The 18,679-nt window shown below is 64.2% G+C and carries 16 protein-coding genes, 1 tRNA gene and 1 pseudogene; 14 read left to right on the top strand and 4 right to left on the bottom strand.

Annotated elements, in window-relative coordinates; all coding sequences use genetic code 11:
- A complete protein-coding gene (locus AB5K84_RS05630) occupies positions 1–321 on the top strand; it encodes a hypothetical protein (RefSeq protein WP_038966087.1) in 321 nt (106 codons plus the stop codon).
- Positions 322–496: 175 nt separating this feature from the next.
- Here AB5K84_RS05630 and AB5K84_RS05625 read toward each other — a convergent pair whose 3' ends face one another.
- On the bottom strand, positions 497–1,399 hold the full coding sequence (locus tag AB5K84_RS05625; protein ID WP_038966084.1) for a hypothetical protein: 903 nt from the start codon (positions 1,397–1,399) through the stop codon (positions 497–499).
- A 173-nt stretch (positions 1,400–1,572) separates the two neighbouring features.
- Here AB5K84_RS05625 and AB5K84_RS05620 point away from each other — a divergent pair.
- The 3 genes and pseudogenes from AB5K84_RS05620 to AB5K84_RS05610 form a co-directional block, all read left to right on the top strand.
- Positions 1,573–1,766: pseudogene (locus AB5K84_RS05620) on the top strand (transposase); the annotation flags it as partial.
- Between the two features lie 225 nt (positions 1,767–1,991).
- Complete coding sequence (locus AB5K84_RS05615; protein WP_011090720.1) at positions 1,992–3,740, top strand: ethylbenzene dehydrogenase-related protein; 1,749 nt, start codon at positions 1,992–1,994, stop codon at positions 3,738–3,740.
- 147 nt (positions 3,741–3,887) lie between these two features.
- On the top strand, positions 3,888–4,898 hold the full coding sequence (locus AB5K84_RS05610) for a 2Fe-2S iron-sulfur cluster-binding protein (RefSeq protein ID WP_011090721.1): 1,011 nt from the start codon (positions 3,888–3,890) through the stop codon (positions 4,896–4,898).
- Between the two features lie 30 nt (positions 4,899–4,928).
- Here AB5K84_RS05610 and AB5K84_RS05605 read toward each other — a convergent pair whose 3' ends face one another.
- Entirely contained in the window at positions 4,929–5,732 is an 804-nt protein-coding gene (locus tag AB5K84_RS05605) for a PstS family phosphate ABC transporter substrate-binding protein (RefSeq protein ID WP_011090722.1), read from the bottom strand.
- Between the two features lie 238 nt (positions 5,733–5,970).
- Between AB5K84_RS05605 and AB5K84_RS05600 the strand changes: the two genes are divergently transcribed.
- On the top strand, positions 5,971–8,592 hold the full coding sequence (locus AB5K84_RS05600; protein WP_236842152.1) for a bifunctional diguanylate cyclase/phosphodiesterase: 2,622 nt from the start codon (positions 5,971–5,973) through the stop codon (positions 8,590–8,592).
- A gap of 108 nt (positions 8,593–8,700) precedes the next feature.
- Here the strand turns inward: AB5K84_RS05600 and AB5K84_RS05595 are convergent.
- Positions 8,701–8,777, bottom strand: a tRNA-Arg gene (locus AB5K84_RS05595).
- A 264-nt stretch (positions 8,778–9,041) separates the two neighbouring features.
- Entirely contained in the window at positions 9,042–10,541 is a 1,500-nt protein-coding gene (locus AB5K84_RS05590) for a sensor histidine kinase (RefSeq protein WP_028175987.1), read from the bottom strand.
- Positions 10,542–10,920: 379 nt separating this feature from the next.
- On the opposite strand from AB5K84_RS05590, the gene rpmH reads away from it, so the two are divergent.
- The 9 genes from rpmH (at position 10,921) to dapD (ending at position 18,618) form a co-directional block, all read left to right on the top strand.
- On the top strand, positions 10,921–11,055 hold the full coding sequence (rpmH, locus tag AB5K84_RS05585) for a 50S ribosomal protein L34 (protein WP_008542748.1): 135 nt from the start codon (positions 10,921–10,923) through the stop codon (positions 11,053–11,055).
- A 27-nt stretch (positions 11,056–11,082) separates the two neighbouring features.
- A complete protein-coding gene (rnpA, locus tag AB5K84_RS05580) occupies positions 11,083–11,481 on the top strand; it encodes a ribonuclease P protein component (RefSeq protein ID WP_011090819.1) in 399 nt (132 codons plus the stop codon).
- Positions 11,482–11,498: 17 nt separating this feature from the next.
- Positions 11,499–13,346, top strand: coding sequence for a membrane protein insertase YidC (gene yidC, locus AB5K84_RS05575; RefSeq protein ID WP_038966085.1), 1,848 nt, complete (start codon positions 11,499–11,501; stop codon positions 13,344–13,346).
- A 110-nt stretch (positions 13,347–13,456) separates the two neighbouring features.
- Positions 13,457–14,110, top strand: coding sequence for a ribosome biogenesis GTP-binding protein YihA/YsxC (gene yihA / locus AB5K84_RS05570; protein WP_011090821.1), 654 nt, complete (start codon positions 13,457–13,459; stop codon positions 14,108–14,110).
- Complete coding sequence (locus AB5K84_RS05565; protein WP_038966082.1) at positions 14,110–14,475, top strand: DUF423 domain-containing protein; 366 nt, start codon at positions 14,110–14,112, stop codon at positions 14,473–14,475. Before yihA ends, AB5K84_RS05565 begins: the two co-directional genes overlap by 1 nt.
- Positions 14,476–14,583: 108 nt before the next feature.
- Complete coding sequence (argB, locus tag AB5K84_RS05560; protein ID WP_011090823.1) at positions 14,584–15,471, top strand: acetylglutamate kinase; 888 nt, start codon at positions 14,584–14,586, stop codon at positions 15,469–15,471.
- A 182-nt stretch (positions 15,472–15,653) separates the two neighbouring features.
- The gene (locus tag AB5K84_RS05555) at positions 15,654–16,640 is read left to right on the top strand and encodes a DUF1036 domain-containing protein (RefSeq protein WP_028175983.1); all 987 of its coding nucleotides are present in this window, start codon (positions 15,654–15,656) and stop codon (positions 16,638–16,640) included.
- Positions 16,641–16,825: 185 nt separating this feature from the next.
- A complete protein-coding gene (locus AB5K84_RS05550; RefSeq protein WP_011090825.1) occupies positions 16,826–17,518 on the top strand; it encodes a pyrimidine 5'-nucleotidase in 693 nt (230 codons plus the stop codon).
- Positions 17,519–17,772: 254 nt separating this feature from the next.
- Positions 17,773–18,618 carry a 2,3,4,5-tetrahydropyridine-2,6-dicarboxylate N-succinyltransferase gene (gene dapD, locus AB5K84_RS05545; RefSeq protein WP_011090826.1) on the top strand — a complete coding sequence of 282 codons (846 nt, stop codon included), beginning with the start codon at positions 17,773–17,775 and terminating at the stop codon, positions 18,616–18,618.
- The last annotated feature ends 61 nt before the right edge of the window (positions 18,619–18,679 follow it).

Below are 18,679 nucleotides of genomic sequence, written 5' to 3'. Positions count from 1 at the left end.
ATGATTCACGCCACGTGCCATACCGCCGACAATGTCCGCTGTATCGAGTTCGATGCCACACCGTGGTTCAACGAGGCTGATGCTCCGAGCATCATCGATTTGGCTCGACGAGGATGGACCAGCACGGCGATTGCAGAATCCCTCGAGCACCGACGTGGATACGAAGGCTTGCACGACCTCGTTGAGTATGCGGCGAAGCGACTGCAATCGGAATCCCTGGAGGACCCGACCTGGGAAACCTTCGAGTGCGTCGTCGATGGACCCGAGGCCGTCGCCTGGCTCGAGAAAAACCGGCCCAACGTTGTGGCAAGGATCCCGTAGGCCAAGGCAAGCGCAGCAAAGGCCACAATTGATTGGCGGCATCGCAAACGAAGCGGAATGGCGCGCCACGGCCGATGAAGATGGGCACTATTGTTTCGCTGTGCCACTGTGCGCAGTCTGACGCTCTATCCAGCCGAGCCACAGGCGCGGGCGCCGGCGCTGTCGCGCGGCGCCGTTACAGTTTTCCATAGACTCGCCCGGCGACCGCCTTCAGGCGCTCGACCGTGCCGGACTCAGGATGCGGCTTGACCGGCGCGAACAGGATCGAAGCCTGCCTGCCGTTCTTCCAGACATAGATGTTGACGGCGTTGCCGTTGCCCTTGGTGCAGGAATGCTCGCCGAACGCTTCACTGCCGAGCTCGGGTATCGCCACGTGTTTGCACGGGCCCGTGCGCTTCATCATGCTGACGACGGTGTCGCGCGAGATCGCGATTACCGCGACGGTCATGGTGTTGGCCTCGCGATCGAACATCATGCAGCTGCCCGCGCCGGTCCGCTGGACCGTCAGCGTGCCCTTGTCGAGAAAGCCGTCGGCATCCGCGGCCGTGAGCCACTCGCAATTGCCGAACCGCTCGCTGCTCTTGCTTACATTCCCGATGGCAACGCGCGCGGCTTCGGTGATCGGTCCGAGTAGCGCATCGTCGGCACGCCGGCCGATCGGATAGACGCTGATCTGCAGGATGTAGTCGCCGGACAAGGCGACGACCGAGGCCTCCTGGCGCTGCGCGCCGGCGGCGCTCGTTCCGCCCTGGCCTTCGTCGCCGATCCCGGCGACTGCGTTCAGCGGCATGCGCTCGCCGAGCGTCTTGACGAAGGTCGCGTACAATTCCCCGGCGCGGTCCTTGTCGGGATTGCGGAACACGGTCAGCATCATCGTGTCACCGCGCCCGGCCTGGTAGATGCAGCCGCGACCGTCCTGATTTGAAATCAGTGACCATTTGAGCGCCGGCATCGCACGGGCGAGCTCCTGGGCGCTGATGAACGGGCAGGTTTCGGCCGCGCGCACGGGAGCGACCGGAACGGCTGCGATTGCAAGGAACAGGGCGAGGCAGGAGAACAGACGATCGATAGGACGCATGGGACAACTTACCACCGCAAATGGCGCGCCATTCAGAACAAAACCGCGAGCTCGTATATAATTGAAATTGTTATATAAATTCAAGCTACTGGGGAGGATCGACTCACTGAGGCTACCTACGCCCCCCAACGGCTTCCGCCGAGTTTATGACGGACGTGGTTTAGCGATCCGCCGGCGACCACGCCCATCTCGCCAAATCTCAATGCCTCGCAGCCTTTCTGGCGCCACTGCGCAAGCGGAGTGGGTCGTCCACGCAAAGCGGCCGTTCGGCGGGCCCGAGGCCATGCTCGCCGATCTGTCGCGCTACACCCACCGCGTTGCCATCGCCAACAGCCGCCTGATCGCCTTCGACCAGCAGGGTGTCACCGAGGGGGAGCAAAACTGCCCACCAGCAGAAACCTCGTGATGCTCACGCCTTCTCGAATGTCCAAGGGACGGCCGACCGGGGACGAATTGTCGCGAAACGAGCAATCTCGCCAGACTTGATAACTTGCTTATGATATCGCGGAGGTAGCTTGTTCGCAGCTGCCCGCTTTTCTGGGAAGCGAAAAGCGGACGCTGTAGCTTTGCCGGTTTAGCGTGGGTAAGCTTTATGCAATTGAACAATGTCACCGCTCGAACGAACGCCGACGCCTTGACCGAGAGAAGCCTCGCTCAAACAAAGACTGGCGAAAGCCCGCCACGCACGGATGTCGGCACGATAACGCTCCATTGGGCGACCGCGCTCGCATTCGTCGTAAGCCTCGTTACCGGCATACGCATCGCAGCGGACGCGCTGCGCGCCCCCTTCTCGAAATGGCTCGCTCCGGTCCTGCCGCAGGGCGAGATCTTTTCCTGGCACTTCCTCGCGGGACTCGCCGTCTTCTTCTGCGGGTCGGCCTACGTCGCCTACCTCGCGCGCAGCGGCCTCGTCGAGCGCAACAGCCCCAAGAAGACGCGGATCCTCGCGATGCGCGCTCCAGCTCGCCTCAAATGGGGAGCCGTCAACATCATCCTGCACTGGTTCGTCTATGCGCTCGTGATCTTCCTCACGGGGACGGGCGTGATGATGTATCTCGGCTATGGCGGCTGGTGGGCTTATCTCCACTCGACCGCCGCCTTCGTCGCGCTCGTCTATATCTTCGCGCATGTCGTCGCGCATTTTCTCTATGGCGGCTGGCAGCAGATTTTCCGCGTGTTTCGGCCGGCGCCGCTCGCGATCACGAAGGCCGTGCGGCCGAGGCCTCTTCTCGTCGCCGCTGCAATCGGGGTGGCAGTCGCGTGCGGCGTCGCCGGGCTCGACTGGGCGACGCGCGATACGCTCGTCGTCGCCCGGATGAGCGACGCGCCCAAGCTGGACGGCGCCATGGGCGATCCCGCCTGGTCGCGCGCGCGCCCCGTCTTCATCCGCACGCAGCAGGGTGCCAATCTCGGCGGATCGGGCGAATCGCTCGTGGAGGTGCGCGCCCTGCACGACGGGCAGAAGATCTATTTCGCCTTCCGCTGGGAAGATCCCACGCGCTCCCTGCGCCGCATTCCGATCATCAAGAAAGAGGATGGCTGGCACGTCCTCGACGAGCGTGCGGGCCTGCAAGACGCCGTCGACTTCTACGAGGATAAACTGGCGGTCATTTTCTCGGATAATCCATCGCTCGGCGGCGCAGGCGCGACGGATCTGGGCGCCAACCCGCTGCCCGGCAAGCCGATGCCGATCAACGGCCGGGGCTTCCACTACACAACGGATGCCAGCTACATAGACATGTGGCAGTGGAAGGCGTCGCGCGGGGGCATGCTCGGGCGTGTCGACAGCCAATATATCGGCCCGCCCTACGCCCCGACCTTGGACGAGCAAAATTACGATGCCCGCTACCAGGGCGGCTATTGGAACAAGCCTGGTCGCGCTCTTTATTCGTATAACTTCAAGTTCATCCACAGGAACGACAAGGGACCCGTCACGGTTCTGCGGCTTCCCAAGGACTGGAAGGCGCAGGTCGCGGCCCTCAGCAAATTCGATCTTAATCCCGACAGCAGCGACGACGAGAACGGCCGCTGGTACATGTTCGACGGGGAGAGCGAACCCTACACTCCAGAGGCCGACGCGAGGATTCCCGTTGGCACGATCCTGCCCGGCGTGATTATTGCCGGCGACAACGAAGGAGAGCGGGCCAATGTCACCGGGGTTTCAAAATGGAGCAACGGACATTGGACGCTCGAGCTGACGCGCAACATGAAAAGCGATGGCCGATATGACAAAGCCTTCGTGCCAGCCCACGATCTCTACATGTGGGTCGCTGTCTTCGACCATGCACAGACGCGGCATGCGAGCCATAACCGCCCGGTGCGTGTCGTCACGCAGAACTAGGCGTCTCATGGGGAGCGACGTGCTCGACCGGAGGCCACTACGGCGCGGCTGCGCTGAAGCATCGCTTCGCCCTCAACCGCGCATCGCATTCCGGCGCGGCGAGCAGCGGCCTGCTCGCAGAAATTCGCGGCGCCCAGAGGCCTCGCGATGAAGACGCATTGTCGGCTCGTCCTCAACGGCAAGCTCGTCGAAGCCCGCGCCGGCGAAAGCCTGATCGACGCGGCGCTCGGCGGCTCGATCCTCATTCCACACGACTGCAGATCGGGACAATGTCAGAGCTGCCGGGTGACGGTCGTTTCGGGCTCGGTCGATGACGGCGGCTCGGGCCATGGCCGCACTGTGCTCGCCTGCCAGGCCGCGGTCGCAGGCGATGCGGAGATCGAATTCGAAGAATTGCCGCTACCGATGAAGCGGGCGTGCGCCGTTACCGAGATCAACGAGCTCTCGCCAGAGATCGCCGAAGTCGTGCTGACGACCTCAGCGCCGCTCGAGTTTCGGCCGGGCCAATATGTGCGCGTCAAGTTTTCCGGCTATCCTGCGCGCGAGTTCAGCCCGACCTTCAGACTCGATGGCTCCTTCAAGCAAGTCGAACTCGTCTTCCACATCCGGCGCCTGCCTGACGGCACGGTGTCGGGGCAGATCGGCAAGGCCATCAGGCCCGGCCATGCGGCACATGTGCAAGGCCCCTTCGGACAAGCCTATCTGCGACAGGGCCAGGGGCCGCTGGTGCTGGTCGCCGGCGGAGCAGGCTGGGCCCCGATCTGGGCGCTGGCCCGCTCGGCGCGCTCGACCCAGCGCAACCGCGAGATGGCGATCGTCGCCGGCAGCCGGGATGCCGATAACCTCTATATGCTTCCCTCGTTGCAGTGGCTGATCGACGACGGTGTCCGCGACGTCATTGCGACGACGGAGGTCGGATCTACCCTACCGATCAGGCCTGGGCGCCCATCGCACTACCTGCCCCTGCTCGGGCTGGAGGATACGGTCTACGTCGCCGGCCCCGTTGGTCTCGTCGATATCGTGAAGAACAAGGCACGCTCGGCCAATGCGCAATGCTACGCCGATCCTTTCCTGCCGAGCTCTCAAACCCCATCGCTGATGGACAAGATCACCCGTCTATGGCGAAGCCGGGAGCAGCCTCATCGCCCCGGTCTGTGAGCCGATGCCGAGCTTAGCAGCGCCGGCGGCTCACGGCTTGACGGGCAGACTACCGAGGCTGGTGATGACGTCGGCCGCCTTCTGGGTATCGGCAAAGCGTAGAAAGGCCAAGGCGTCCGGATCCTGCAACGTGCTTAAATAGATCAGCGCCAGCACCGCGCTCGAGGGATAATTCGCGTCGGTCGGGTAGTGGCCGTCCACGCGAAGCACTGTAAGCCCCTGTTCCAACGGCCGCGAGAAGGGGCCGAAGCCGATCGCGCCTTGAACATCGCGAACCGTCTCGATCGCTTCCTGTGTGGTCGTCGCCGTCTTCGATTTCTCGGTGATCTCGAGATCATGCCAGCCGGGCATGCTGGCCCGTAGCACGGTGAGAGTGCTGTCCTGGTCCTCGCGCCGCACGACGCGGATGCGCATATCGGCGCCGCCAAGCTCCTTCCAATTCGCGAGGCGGCCCGAATAGATCGCAACGAGCTGATCGCTTGTGACGGCACTCACTCCACAACCGGGATGGACGATGAAAGCCGAGGGCAGGCGGGCGATCTCCTTGTAGACGATGCCGGAAGCCGCTTCGGCGTCGGTCAGGCGGCGTGCGACGCGCCCTAAGATCGCCTTGCCGGACCCCACGGCCGCGATGCCTCCGCCAGAACCGATGCTCGGCGGGACCTCGATCTGTGGCGATCCTTCCTGCTGCATGAAGCTCGCGGCGATGACGCGCAGGACATCGATGCCGTCTCCGGTCCCGACGATGTCGAGCCTGCGTGTTTCGGCGCTAGCGGCATTCACCCCCGCAAGGCAGAGGCCCAAAATTGCCGCCGTTATCCTCGAAAATGCCATGGCAAACCCCTTCGAAGCACGAGGTGCGCAATCTGGCAAAGAAACCTAAACCATCTGTTGTCGCAACGCCGTGCCTTTTGGAATCATCCGTGGCGGACAGAAAGTGAAAAGCACAAAATCTGACGGTTTAAAAAAACCATTTGCTAATTAACCGGCCACAAATAGACGATCAAATTGACGATTTTGGGTATTCCACTCGCCTAAGGTTGGTGCCTGGAAGGGGCCTCAATGAGCGACATTGACCGGCCCCCATAAGTTCAGGGTGCTGGCGGTGGTGGCGACTGACCCGGATATGGCAGAGGCATCGAGGGCGCCGCCCCGCTGGCGTCGTTGGGCCGTTCCGTCCGGGATTCCGAGTTTCCCCTCGTCTATCGCCATGCGCCTTGTTGCCGTCGTGCTCGCGACCGGCGTCCTCGGGCTCGGCCTCATCGGCGGCTTGACGGCGCTACGCCTGCAGCAGCAACTGAGGCATCAGGCTGGGGCACTGGGTGAACTCTCAGAAGACCAGCTCGCTCATCGCCTCGACGGCGAGGCGCAGTTGGCGCGAGCGCGAATCGAGGTCCTGGGCGCAGAAACCGCATCTCGCCTGCGTCAGATCGCTCAGCGCGCCGATGTCGCCAAGGCGGTCGCCTCGAACAACGATGTGACTATCCGCGAGCTGCTCAGCATCGTTGCTTCGACCTCCGGCTTCGAAAGGCTGATCGCCTTCGACGAAACCGGTCGCGTGATCGGCGCCAACACGCCCCTCGACCTCCTCGCGCTCAACCGGGCGCTCGAGAGTACCGCTCTCTCTGTCAATCTCAACGCGATCCTCAAGGACAATAGCCGCTCGCACCCGCGGGGTGAGGAAGGCATCAATGAGTTCAAATTGCGTGAATTGTCAGCGCTCGGCCTGCCGCAGCGCCACACCATAGCGCACACCGCGATCGAGCCCGTGTTCGACGACTTCGGCGACCTCATCGGCGCGCTTGCCGCCATCCGACCGCTCGGCCGCACGGAACGGACTCTCGAGAACTTCACTTCGCTAGCCAATGCCGGCGTGGTCATCATCACGGGTGACAACGAGATCGTGTCTTCCGCGGGGCCTGAAGGGGTGAGATTCAGCGGCGCCAGGACGCGTTTGACCGGGCTGCAGCGCTCGGATGACGGCAACTACGTCGCGCGCTGTGTCGATTACGAGGCGACGCTCAAGGTGTGTACGTTCGCGAGCGCATCGCTGGTGACGACGACACGCGATCAGATGTTCCAGATCGGCGCATCCCATACGCGTTCGCTGATGTGGCAGTTCCTGGCATCCGCGGCGCTGGCGCTCGGTGCCTTGGTCGTCGCGCTATTGGCCGCCGTGAGGCACCTCACGAAAGGACTTTCAGCGCTCGCCAAGACCGCCCAGGAAATCGCGGGTGGCAATCTCGACGTTCAATTCCGCGCAACGGGCATCGGCGAGGTCCGCGGCCTCGGCCTCGCATTCGAGCGAATGCTGACGCATTTGCGGGCCAGCACTCAACGAATTCGCCAGCTCGCTTTCTACGACACGGTGAGCCGCCTTCCCAATCGGGAGAAGATGCGCGTCGATGCGCCGGCGCTCATCGGCGCGGAAGAGGGCGCAGCGCTGTTCTTCCTCGACCTGGATGGCTTCAAATCGATCAACGACACTTTCGGGCACAAGGCTGGCGACGAGCTGCTCAGGATGGTGGCCGAGCGCTTGAGCAATTTGCTGATGACCAAGGGCGCTGCCGGCAAATGTCTGCTCGCCCGGGTCGGGGGCGACGAGTTCGTCGCCATCATCGCTGGGGTGAAGACGGTCGAGGCCGCGAGCCTCAGTGCCCGCGAGATGATCGAGACGCTGCAGGTTTCCTTCAAGCTCCAGAGCAACCATGCAACCATCGGCGTCAGCATCGGCATTGCGATCTGTCCCACCCACGGCACAACCTATGACGATCTCCTGATCCGCGCCGACCTTGCGATGTACGTCGCGAAGAGCTCGGGACGCAATACCTACGCGTTCTTCACTCCGGATCTCGCAGAGGTCGCGCGTGCCCGCCATGCGCTCGAAACCGATCTCGCCCTGGCGATCCGCAATGAAGAGCTCGTTGTCCACTACCAGCCCAAGGTGTCCTGCGCGAATGGCCGCATCCTAGGGGTGGAGGCGCTGGCGCGCTGGCATCACCCGAAGGAGGGCGACATTCCTCCTCAGCGCTTCATCAAGATCGCGGAAGAGATCGGCCTCATCATGGAGATCGACCGCTTCGTGCTCAGGCGCGCGCTCGCCGAAATCGGGGGCTTGATCCGGGCCGGCTCGAACCTCGTGCTCGCCGTAAATGTCGCGGCGACGGAAATCGAAGACCCGCTGTTTATCAGGGATATCATCACGACCGTTCGCGAGGCCGACTTCCCGCCGCCAAACCTCGAGATCGAGATCACAGAGTCGGTCGCGATGCGCAATCCTGATGTCGTGCGCGAGCGAATAAGCCTGCTCAGGCAATTGGGCATACGCTTCGCAATGGACGATTTCGGAGCCGGCTATTCGAATCTTTCGACGATGGCGAGGCTCCCCTTCGACGCCGTGAAGCTCGATCGCACGCTCGTGGCGGGTGTCGCGGGAGACCGCGAAAAGCAGACGATCCTTCGCCTGGCGCTCGGACTTGCGGACGAATTGGGGTTCGAAACGGTCGTAGAAGGCGTCGAAACGGCCGAAGACCTTCGGTTCGCGGCCGAAAACGGCGCCACCATGGCGCAAGGTTATATTTTTTCTCCGCCGCTACCGCTCGAAGAGTTCGCCGTCCTGCTCCAGCCAACCCTTTTGGCGGTCGAACTGGTGCCCAGGCGGGACGGAGCGGAGCGGAAGACTATGATCCGCTGAGGCGTCGGCGTCGACGACAACCTCAGATGCCGATCGGGGATCAAATAGGCACCGATCCATACGAGAGCTCTGCAAGAGTTCGCGGCTCTGTACCGAATGGTGGGAAAATGGCGCGCCCGGAACGATTCGAACGTCCGACCCTCAGATTCGTAGTCTGATGCTCTATCCAGCTGAGCTACGGGCGCGTTTTTCGCGGACAGTGCGGGCAGGGCCCGCAGGCAGCCTCCGGACAGCGCCGGAGGGGTGCGAAAGAGCGCTCTGACTAACCGCTCTTGTCCCGATTGGCAAGGTCCGGGATGGGGAGATTTTGTAGAGAAATGACGACTTCGCCCGGGTCATTCCGGGCTCGCGAAGCGAGAAGTGCGGAATCTCGACCCCAAACCTCTAGATTCCGGGTTCGGCGCTTCGCGCCGCCCCGGAATGACGCCGTTGCTCGGCCGCTGACCGACTTACGCCCGCGCCCGCTCGTTGCGGATGGAGAGCAGTTCCACGGGGCGGTCGGGGATGACGATCCGGAAGGTGGCGCCGATAGTGCCTTCGACCAGGTGGATGTCGCCGCCATGGGCGCGGACGAGCTCGGCGGCGATGGCCAAACCAAGCCCGCTGCCGCCGGGACGGCCCGATGTCTGGAACGCCTCGAACAGATGGTCCCGGGTCTTCTGGGGGACGCCGGGACCCGTGTCGGAGACCTCCAGGATGGCGACGGCGCCCTCGCGCTTGCCCGTGATCCGGATCTGCTGCGCGCCGCCGTCGCCGGAGGAATGACTTTCCAGCGCCTGGGCGGCGTTGCGGACGAGGTTGAGCAGCACGCGGAACAGCTGGTCGGGGTCGGCATCGACCGCGAGCCCGCGCTCGATCGCGGCGACCCAGGCGATCGAGGCATCGCTGGCAAGGCCGGCGGTCTCGCGCACCTCGAGCACGACAGGCTCGATCAGGATCATGCGGCGGTCGGGCGAGGCCTCCTGGGCGCGGCCGTAGGACAGCGTCGACTGGCAGAAGGCGATGGCGCGCTCGAGCGAACGCACGAGCTTGGGCGCAAAGCGCTGCACCCGCGGATCCGGCACGCTGGCAAGCTGGTCCGACAAAAGCTGCGCCGACGCCAGCAGATTGCGCAGATCGTGGTTGATCTTGGAGACGGCGAGGCCGAGGGCGGCAAGCCGACTCTTCTGATGCAGCATCGACATCAAATCGCGCTGCATGTCCGACAATTCGCGTTCGGCGACCCCGATCTCGTCGCTGCGCTGGCTCGGCACGATGATCCGCGCCGAGCTCTCGGGGTTTTCGTGGAAGCCGACCAGGCTCGCGGTGAGCCGCCGCATCGGCCGCACGAAGAGATAGTGGAGCGCGAGATAGACGAGGCCCGCGGTCAAGACCCCGATGATCAGCGCGACCACGACGACATTGCGGGAGAAGCGGTACATCGACTGCCGCAGCGGCAATTCGTCGGTCACGATCTCGACGAACTGGGCGTTGCCGACGCCGGGGCCGACGATGCGGATGGCCTGGTTGCCGGTCTCCAGCATCATCTGGATCGAGCCGGTGATCGCCTCCCATACGGTCATGTCGCGGAGATCAACGTCGTGCTCGATCGCGGCGGGCAGATTGTCGCTGGCGAGCAGCCGGCGCTGCTGGCCCATCTTGATGGCGACGGCGCGGGCATTGATGCTTTTCAGGATCTCGCGCGACAGCGAATCGGGAACCATGCCGAGCGGGGCGGCGTCGAGCACCAGCGCCGCCGTGTTGGCGGCGGCCACGCGGTCGTTCAGCCGGTTGACCCAGAAGTTGGCGATGGCGGGCACGTAGAGCAGGATGGCCGCGATCATCACCAGGGGGACCGTGAGCAGCAGCAGCTTGCCTGACAGCCCCAAGCCGGCAGGCCCGCGCGGCCGCATCGCCGGCGGGTCCCGCTGATCCGTATCCTGGATCGGCTGGAGGTCTGTCGCTGCCACGAAATTCGTCCTCACTGACTTGGCCCGACTGAGTTGGCCGGTGAACGATCTGGCGGAGGAAGGATGCGGCCCGCCCCCGGTCCGGTCAAATTACGGATCGCTAATCTCCCAAGGTGGGATGTAGGCGCTGATAAGGCGAGTCGCCACCTCAACGATTAAAAACCCCGCACAATCAGCGATATTCAGCGCAATCCTGCGCTCTCGCGGCGTTGACGAAAAGGGAGCGCTCGCATATAAGCCGCCCGAATTGTCCGCGATGACCCGGTGTGACGCCGGGAGCGGCTCTCTTGGGGCCGAAAAAGGGCCCGTTTTGGGCCGCATCGTTGGGACTTTACCATCAATTCTACAGGCAAATTGCCCGGTCAGCGGAGAAAAACCCGTGAAGCGGACTTATCAACCCAGCAAACTGGTGCGCAAGCGCCGTCACGGTTTCCGTGCCCGTCTCGCCACTGCCGGCGGCCGCAAGGTTCTCGCCGCCCGCCGCGCCCGCGGCCGCAAGCGTCTGAGCGCCTGAGCCAGACCCCCTTTTTGGGATTTCATCATGGATCGGCTGAGGCAGCGGGCGGATTTCCTCGCCGTTGCCAATGGCGCGCGGGTGAATAGTCCCGCGTTCGTCCTGCAAAGCCGCCCCCGCGACGACAGCGGCCCGATCAGAATCGGCTTCACCGTCACCAAAAAGAACGGCAACGCCCCCGAGCGCAATCGCATCCGGCGCCGGCTTCGCGAACTCGTGAAGCGGCTCGAGCCGGTGTTAATGCAGCCCCATCATGATTATGTGCTGGTCGGCCGAAGGGACGCGTTGTCGCGCCCCTTCGCCACCATGCTCGACGATCTGCGCATAGCGTTCTCGAAGCCCGCGCGGCATACGGCCAAGGAACAGTCAAAGGGACGCGGCCAGAGGCCCGGCACCGCTCCTGCTGCCAGCCGCAAAACGGATTGATGACGAGACATTAGATGATGACCGACAATCGCAATACCATCCTCGCCGTCATTCTATCGGGCCTCGTGCTGATCGCCTGGCAGTATTTCTACAACGTGCCGGCGATGGAGAAGCAGCGCGCCCAGCAGCAGGCGCAGGCCGAGCTTCAGAAGACCACGCCGCAGCCGACGGCCTCCGCGACGCCGGGGGCCACGCCGCAATCCGGCGGTGCCGCGCAGCCGTCAACGCCGGCAGCAGGCCAGCAAGCCCAGCCGGTCGTCGCCCGCGACGCCGCGATTGCGGCCAGCCCGCGCGTGAAGATCGACACGCCGCGGATCGCCGGCAGCATCTCGCTGAAGGGCGGCCGCATCGACGATGTCGCGCTGGTGCAGTATCGCGAAACGGTCGATCCGAAGTCGCCGCCGATCGTCCTGTATTCGCCCTCGGGCACCGCTGAGCCCTATTACGCCGAGTTCGGCTGGGTGCCGGCCACGGGCGTGACGGCGAAACTGCCGGACGCGCAGACCCTCTGGCAGCAGGACGGCAGCGGCAGCCTGACACCGACGACGCCGGCGGTGCTGAAATGGGACAATGGCGAGGGCCTCACCTTCCGCCGCACCATCTCGGTCGACGACCACTATCTCTTCACCATCAAGGACGAGGTGAGCAATGTCGGCAACGCGCCGGTCACGCTCTATCCGTTCGCGCTGATCTCGCGTCACGGCACGCCGCAGGTTTCCGGCTACTACATCCTGCACGAAGGCCTGATCGGCTATCTCGATGGCTTGCAGGAATACGCCTACAAGAAGATCGACGAAGCCAAGTCGGTGAACTTCAAGGCAACCAATGGCTGGCTCGGCATGACCGACAAGTACTGGGCCTCGGCGCTGCTGCCGGACACCAGTGCCCAGCTCCAGGCGCGCTTCTCGTCGAACCCGGTCGGCAACGTCCACACCTACCAGACCGACTATCTGCTCGATCCCGTCACCGTCGCGATCGGCGGCAGTGCGACGGCGAACGCGCGGCTGTTTGCCGGCGCCAAGGAAGCCGGCGTGGTCGGCATCAACTTCCCGCTCGCCGGCCACGGCGGCTACAACAAGGAACTCAACCTCAACCATTTCGACCTGTTGATCGACTGGGGCTGGTTCTACTTCATCACCAAGCCGATGTTCCTCGGCCTCGACTTCTTCTACCGCTTCTTCGGCAATTTCGGCATCTCGATCCTGCTCGTGACCGTGATCGTGAAGCTCTTGTTCTTCCCGTTGGCGAACAAGTCCTACGCCTCGATGGCGAAGATGAAGTCGATCCAGCCGCAGCTTCAGGCGCTGAAGGAGCGCTACCCTGACGACAAGGTGAAGCAGCAGCAGGAGATGATGGAGATCTACCGCAAGGAGAAGATCAATCCGGTCGCCGGCTGTCTTCCCGTCGTGATCCAGATCCCGGTGTTCTTCTCGCTCTACAAGGTGCTGTTCGTCACCATCGAGATGCGGCAGGCGCCGTTCTACGGCTGGATCAAGGATCTCTCCGCGCCGGATCCGACCAATCTGTTCAACCTGTTCGGGCTGATCCCGCTCGATCCGACCACGATTCCGGTGTTCGGCCACTACCTCGCGCTCGGCATCTGGCCGATCATCATGGGCATCACGATGTGGTTCCAGATGAAGCTGAACCCGACGCCGCCGGATCCGACCCAGCAGATGATCTTCAACTGGATGCCGCTGATCTTCACCTTCATGCTGGCGGGTTTCCCGGCGGGCCTCGTGATCTACTGGGCCTGGAACAACACGCTCTCGGTGCTCCAGCAGAGCTTCATCATGCGCCGCAACGGCGTGAAGGTGGAGCTGTTCGACAATCTCAAGGCGACGTTCGCGAGGAAGGCGACGTAAGTCACCCACTCCGTCATTCCGGGATGGTGCAGCACCAGACCCGGAATCTCGAGATTTCGGATTCGATGCTTCGCATCGCTCCGGAATGACCGCGAAACAAAGAGCTTCGCATGACCGACGACAAAGATGCGAAGCTGATCGAGGCCGGGCGAAAGCTGTTCGCGCGCGACTGGCAGTTCATCTGGGCCTCGCCCTCGATCCAGACGCTGCCGCCGATGGACGGGGTGGAGATCGCCTTTGCCGGCCGCTCCAATGTCGGCAAGTCGAGCCTGATCAACGCGCTCACCGGTCGCAACGCGCTGGCGCGCACCTCGCACACGCCGGGCCGCACCCAGGAGCTGATCTTCTTCGAGGTCCCCGGAAAGAAAGACCTGCGCCTCGTCGACATGCCCGGCTATGGCTACGCCAAGGCACCGAAGAGCCAGGTCGCGTCCTGGACCGAGCTGATTCATAAATTCCTGCTGGGGCGCGCCAGCCTCGCGCGCGTCTATGTGCTGATCGACGCGCGGCACGGCCTGAAGGACGTCGATCTCGAGATCCTCGGGACGCTCGACCGCTCCGCCGTCAGCTACCAGATCGTGCTGACCAAGGCCGACCAGGTGAAGCCCTCCGAGCTTGCCTCGCGCATTGCCGAGACCGAGGCCGCGCTGGCCAAGCATCCGGCCGCGTTCCCGAACGTGCTCGCGACCTCGTCGCGGAGCGCGACGGGCATGGCCGAGCTGCGCGCCGCGATGGCGAAGCTGCTGGAAGAGCGGAGCTCGTGATGGCCGCGCATCGCCTGTTGATTGGGCTTGCCGGCTTGATGGGCGCCGCCGGCGTCGCGCTGGCCGCCGCCTCCGCCCATGGCGGCGACGCGAGCCGGCTTGCCTCCGCCAGCGCCATGCTGCTGTTTCATGCAACTGCCATACTTGCGACGGTCGCGCTGCTCGCGCGCGGCCTTCTGCACGGCGGAATTGGCCTCATTGCCGCGTGCGGCTTCGTAGGCGGCGCCGCGCTGTTCGCGGGCGATCTCACCTTGCGGCAATTTGCCGGGCACTCGCTGTTTCCCTACGCGGCGCCGACCGGTGGGACGGTGATGATCTTGAGCTGGCTGGCGGTGACGCTGGCGGCCGTGGTGGCGCAGAAATAGCGCTCGATCTTCCCCTCCCCTGGAGGGTAAGAACCAACACCCACTTTGCGCTGCCCCCGCCAATCGGATAGAACGCGGCCCGACAGTCCCGCCAGCGAGATCCGCCTCATGACCGACATCTCCCCGCTCGACCAGGCCCGCATCCTGTCCGAAGCGCTGCCGCACATGCAGCAGTATGACGAGGAAACCATCGTCATCAAATATGGCGGCCATGCCATGGGCGACGAGGAGACCGCGAAGAACTTTGCCCGCGACATCGTGCTGCTGGAGCAGACCGCGATCAACCCGGTGGTCGTGCATGGCGGCGGGCCGCAGATCGCGACCATGCTCAAGCGCCTCGGCATCCAGTCGGAATTCGCCGCCGGCCTGCGCATCACCGATGCCGCGACCATCGAGATCGTGGAGATGGTGCTGGCCGGCTCCGTCAACAAGCAGATCGTCGGCTATATCAACGAGGCCGGCGGCAAGGCCGTGGGACTATCCGGCAAGGACGCCAACATGGTGAAGGCGTCGAAGACGACGCGCACCATCGTCGATCCGGGCTCGAACATCGAGAAGGCGATCGATCTCGGCTTCGTCGGCGACCCCGAGAAGGTCGACCTCACGCTGCTCAACCAGCTGATCGGCTACGAGCTGATTCCGGTGCTGGCGCCGCTCGCAACCTCCAAGGAAGGCCAGACGCTGAACGTCAACGCCGACACCTTTGCCGGTGCCGTCGCGGGCGCGCTGAAGGCCAAGCGCCTGTTGCTGCTCACCGACGTGCCGGGTGTGCTCGACAAGTCGAAGAAGCTGATCCCGCAATTGTCCGTGAAAGACGCGCGAAAACTGATCGCCGACGGCACCATTTCCGGCGGCATGATCCCCAAGGTCGAGACCTGCATCTACGCGCTCGAACAGGGCGTCGAGGGCGTCGTCATCATCGACGGCAAGATGCAGCACGCGGTGCTGCTGGAGCTGTTCACCAACCAGGGCACGGGAACGCTGATACATAAGTGAGGCGCGAGCGAACAAAGAGCGGCGTCATGGCCGGGCAACAGCGCGAAGCGCGTCTTCGCGAAAATGTCCCGGCCATCCACGATCTTTCGCCCCGCGCCAAGAACGTGGATGCCCGGGACAAGCCCGGGCATGACGAGCCGAGAGAGCGACGGCATCGTCGCTCGGTCGTGACCCGTTTCCTGATGACGCTGCCGGCTGCGGCCGTGTCATTCGTCTTCTCCTCCGCCCCCGCCTTCGCCGACCTCAAGATCTGCAACCGCATGTCCTATGTCGTCGAGGCCGCGATCGGCATCGACGACAAGGCGGCGACCGCGACGCGCGGCTGGTTCAGGATCGATCCCGCCACCTGCCGCGTGGTGGTGCAGGGCACGCTGACCGCCGACCGCATCCTGCTCAATGCTCGCGCGCTCGGCGTCTATGGCGCCTCGCCGATCCCGCAGAACGGCAACGACATGCTGTGCGTCGCCCAGGACAATTTCGTCATTGCGGCCGCGCGGCAATGCCGCAGCGGCCAGACGCAAGTCCCCTTCACGCAGGTGACGCCGACGCAAGGCGACGACGGCAACCTGGTGACGTATCTCGCCGAGGATTCCGAATATGACGACGAGCAGGCGCGCCTCGCCGGCATCCAGCGGCTGCTGGTGATCATCGGTTATGACGTCGGGGCGATCGACGGTGTCGACGGACCGAAGACGCAAGCAGCGCTGGCTGCGTTCCTGAAGAGCCGCGGGCTCCCGTCCGACGCCGTGTCGTCGCCAAATTTCTTCAAGACCATGGTCGACGCGACGCAGACGCCGTCGCCGAGCGGCCTGACCTGGTGCAACGACACCCCGCACAAGGTGATGGCGGCGATCGCCACCGACGACGGCAAGTCGGTGACGAGCCGCGGCTGGTACCGCATCGACCCCGGCAAGTGCCTGCACCCCGACGTGAGCGGCCAGCCGAAGCAGATCTTCAGCTTCGCGGAAGCCGTCGACGCCGACAACCGCGCCGTCAAGCTGAAGGACAAGCCACTGAACTGGGGCGGCGAGAAGCAGCTCTGCACGCGCGAGACCAAGTTCGAGACCGTTGAGCAGACCGATTGCGGCGCGCGCGGGTTTGCGGCGACGGGTTTTGGCGCGGTCGACATGTCGAGCGGCGGCAGGACGCTGCGGTTTGCGATGCCGTGATGTGATGATGGCGCTACACATTGCGCCGTCGTCCTGGCGAAAGCCAGGACCCATTGCCCCAGGGTTTAGCGAAGAACGACGACCAGATTGCCCCAATGATCGGTCACGGAGTATGGGTCCTGGCTTTCGTCAGGACGACGATTGAGGGCGGGGCCGCGGCCTCGGTCAACGGATAGAGAGTTGCAATGAACCCACCCCGCGCCTTCACCCATGTCGACACCTGGGTGTTCGACCTCGACAACACGCTCTACCCGCATCATGTCAATCTGTGGCAGCAGGTCGATGCGCGGATCGGCGAGTTCGTGTGCAACTGGCTGAACGTCAGCCCTGAGGAAGCGCGCCATATCCAGAAGGACTACTACCGACGCTTCGGCACCACCATGCGCGGCATGATGACCCTGCACGGCGTGCGTGCCGACGACTATCTCGCCTATGTGCACAAGATCGACCATTCGCCGCTGGAGCCGAATCCGGCGCTCGGCGCGGCCATCGCAAAACTGCCGGGACGCAAGCTGATCCTGACCAACGGCTCGGTCGACCATGTCGGTGCGGTGCTGGCGCGGCTCGGCCTCGCCACCCATTTCGACGGCGTGTTCGACATCATCGCGGCCGAGTTCGAGCCCAAGCCGGCCCCGCAGACCTACCGGAAATTCCTCGGCGACCATGCCGTCGATCCCGCCCGCGCCGCGATGTTCGAGGACCTCGCCCGCAACCTCACCGTCCCGCACGAGCTCGGCATGACCACCGTGCTGGTGGTGCCCGACGGCACCAAGGAAGTGGTGCGCGAGGACTGGGAACTGGAGGGCCGCGACGCCGCCCATGTCGACCACGTCACGGATGATCTGGCGGGGTTTTTGGCGGGGTTGTCGCCTCACTGACCGCCGTCGTCCTGGCGAAAGCCAGGACCCATGACCCCAGGGAGAGGTTGCGGCGCGAGACTGACAACCACGAGTCGTCGTTAAACTCCTCCCTGGGGTAATGGGTCCTGGATCGCCGCTCCGCTTCGCTGCGCTGGTCCAGGACGACGGTGGGGGATGGAGGACGACAGCGGAGTATGCCTTGACTCTCCCCTGCCAAATCCCGAAAAAGCGCCCCAATCCGTCAAAATTCCCGTTCCGAAGAGGAAATCCCGATGTCCCTGTCCGCCCTCGAATCCACCATCAACAGCGCCTTCGACGCGCGTGACGGCATCTCGACCTCGACCAAGGGCGAGGTGCGCGAGGCCGTGGACCAGGTGCTGGAGACTCTGGACAAGGGCGAGGCACGCGTTGCCGAGCGCGGGGCCGACGGCAAGTGGAAGGTCAATCAGTGGCTGAAGAAGGCCGTGCTGCTGTCCTTCCGCCTCAACGACATGGGCGTCATTCCCGGTGGTCCGGGCCAGGCGACCTGGTGGGACAAGGTGCCCTCGAAGTTCGAGGGCTGGGGCGAGAACCGTTTTCGCGATGCCGGCTTTCGCGCGGTGCCGGGCGCGGTGGTGCGCCGCTCGGCCTTCATCGCCAAGAACGTCGTGCTGATGCCGTCCTTCGTCAATCTCGGCGCCTACGTCGATGAGAGCACGATGGTCGACACCTGGGCCACCGTCGGCTCCTGCGCGCAGATCGGCAAGCGCGTGCACATCTCCGGCGGCGCCGGCATCGGCGGCGTGCTCGAGCCGCTCCAGGCCGAGCCCGTGATCATCGAGGACGATTGCTTCATCGGCGCGCGCTCCGAGGTCGCCGAAGGCGTGATCGTGCGCAAGGGCGCGGTGCTGGCCATGGGCGTGTTCCTGGGCGCCTCGACCAAGATCGTCGACCGCGACACCGGCGAGGTCTTCATCGGCGAAGTGCCTGAATATTCGGTCGTGGTGCCCGGCGCGCTGCCCGGCAAGCCGATGAAGAACGGCCATATCGGCCCGAGCACCGCCTGCGCCGTGATCGTCAAGCGCGTCGACGAGCGCACGCGGTCGAAGACCAGCATCAACGAGCTGCTGCGGGATTAAGGCTCTCTCCTCCCCCTCTCCCCGTTCTTACGGGGAGAGGGTTGGGGTGAGGGGCCTCTCT

Origin of the sequence: Bradyrhizobium sp. 1200_D9_N1_1 (genome assembly GCF_052075915.1) — a bacterium.
Taxonomy (GTDB): Bacteria; Pseudomonadota; Alphaproteobacteria; order Rhizobiales; family Xanthobacteraceae; genus Bradyrhizobium; species Bradyrhizobium diazoefficiens.
The sequence above is the reverse complement of the archived record's forward strand: the minus strand, read 5'-3'. Positions and strand labels throughout refer to the sequence as shown.

Bases quoted from the DNA above. Each gene is read 5' to 3' on its own strand.
- AB5K84_RS05630 (WP_038966087.1), top strand. From the start codon at position 1: ATGATTCACGCCACGTGCCATACCGCCGACAATGTCCGCTGTATCGAG.
- AB5K84_RS05625 (WP_038966084.1), bottom strand. From the start codon at position 1,399: ATGCGTCCTATCGATCGTCTGTTCTCCTGCCTCGCCCTGTTCCTTGCA.
- AB5K84_RS05615 (WP_011090720.1), top strand. From the start codon at position 1,992: ATGCAATTGAACAATGTCACCGCTCGAACGAACGCCGACGCCTTGACC.
- AB5K84_RS05610 (WP_011090721.1), top strand. From the start codon at position 3,888: ATGAAGACGCATTGTCGGCTCGTCCTCAACGGCAAGCTCGTCGAAGCC.
- AB5K84_RS05605 (WP_011090722.1), bottom strand. From the start codon at position 5,732: ATGGCATTTTCGAGGATAACGGCGGCAATTTTGGGCCTCTGCCTTGCG.
- rnpA (WP_011090819.1), top strand. From the start codon at position 11,083: ATGGATCGGCTGAGGCAGCGGGCGGATTTCCTCGCCGTTGCCAATGGC.
- yidC (WP_038966085.1), top strand. From the start codon at position 11,499: ATGACCGACAATCGCAATACCATCCTCGCCGTCATTCTATCGGGCCTC.
- yihA (WP_011090821.1), top strand. From the start codon at position 13,457: ATGACCGACGACAAAGATGCGAAGCTGATCGAGGCCGGGCGAAAGCTG.
- AB5K84_RS05565 (WP_038966082.1), top strand. From the start codon at position 14,110: ATGGCCGCGCATCGCCTGTTGATTGGGCTTGCCGGCTTGATGGGCGCC.
- argB (WP_011090823.1), top strand. From the start codon at position 14,584: ATGACCGACATCTCCCCGCTCGACCAGGCCCGCATCCTGTCCGAAGCG.
- AB5K84_RS05555 (WP_028175983.1), top strand. From the start codon at position 15,654: ATGACGCTGCCGGCTGCGGCCGTGTCATTCGTCTTCTCCTCCGCCCCC.
- AB5K84_RS05550 (WP_011090825.1), top strand. From the start codon at position 16,826: ATGAACCCACCCCGCGCCTTCACCCATGTCGACACCTGGGTGTTCGAC.
- dapD (WP_011090826.1), top strand. From the start codon at position 17,773: ATGTCCCTGTCCGCCCTCGAATCCACCATCAACAGCGCCTTCGACGCG.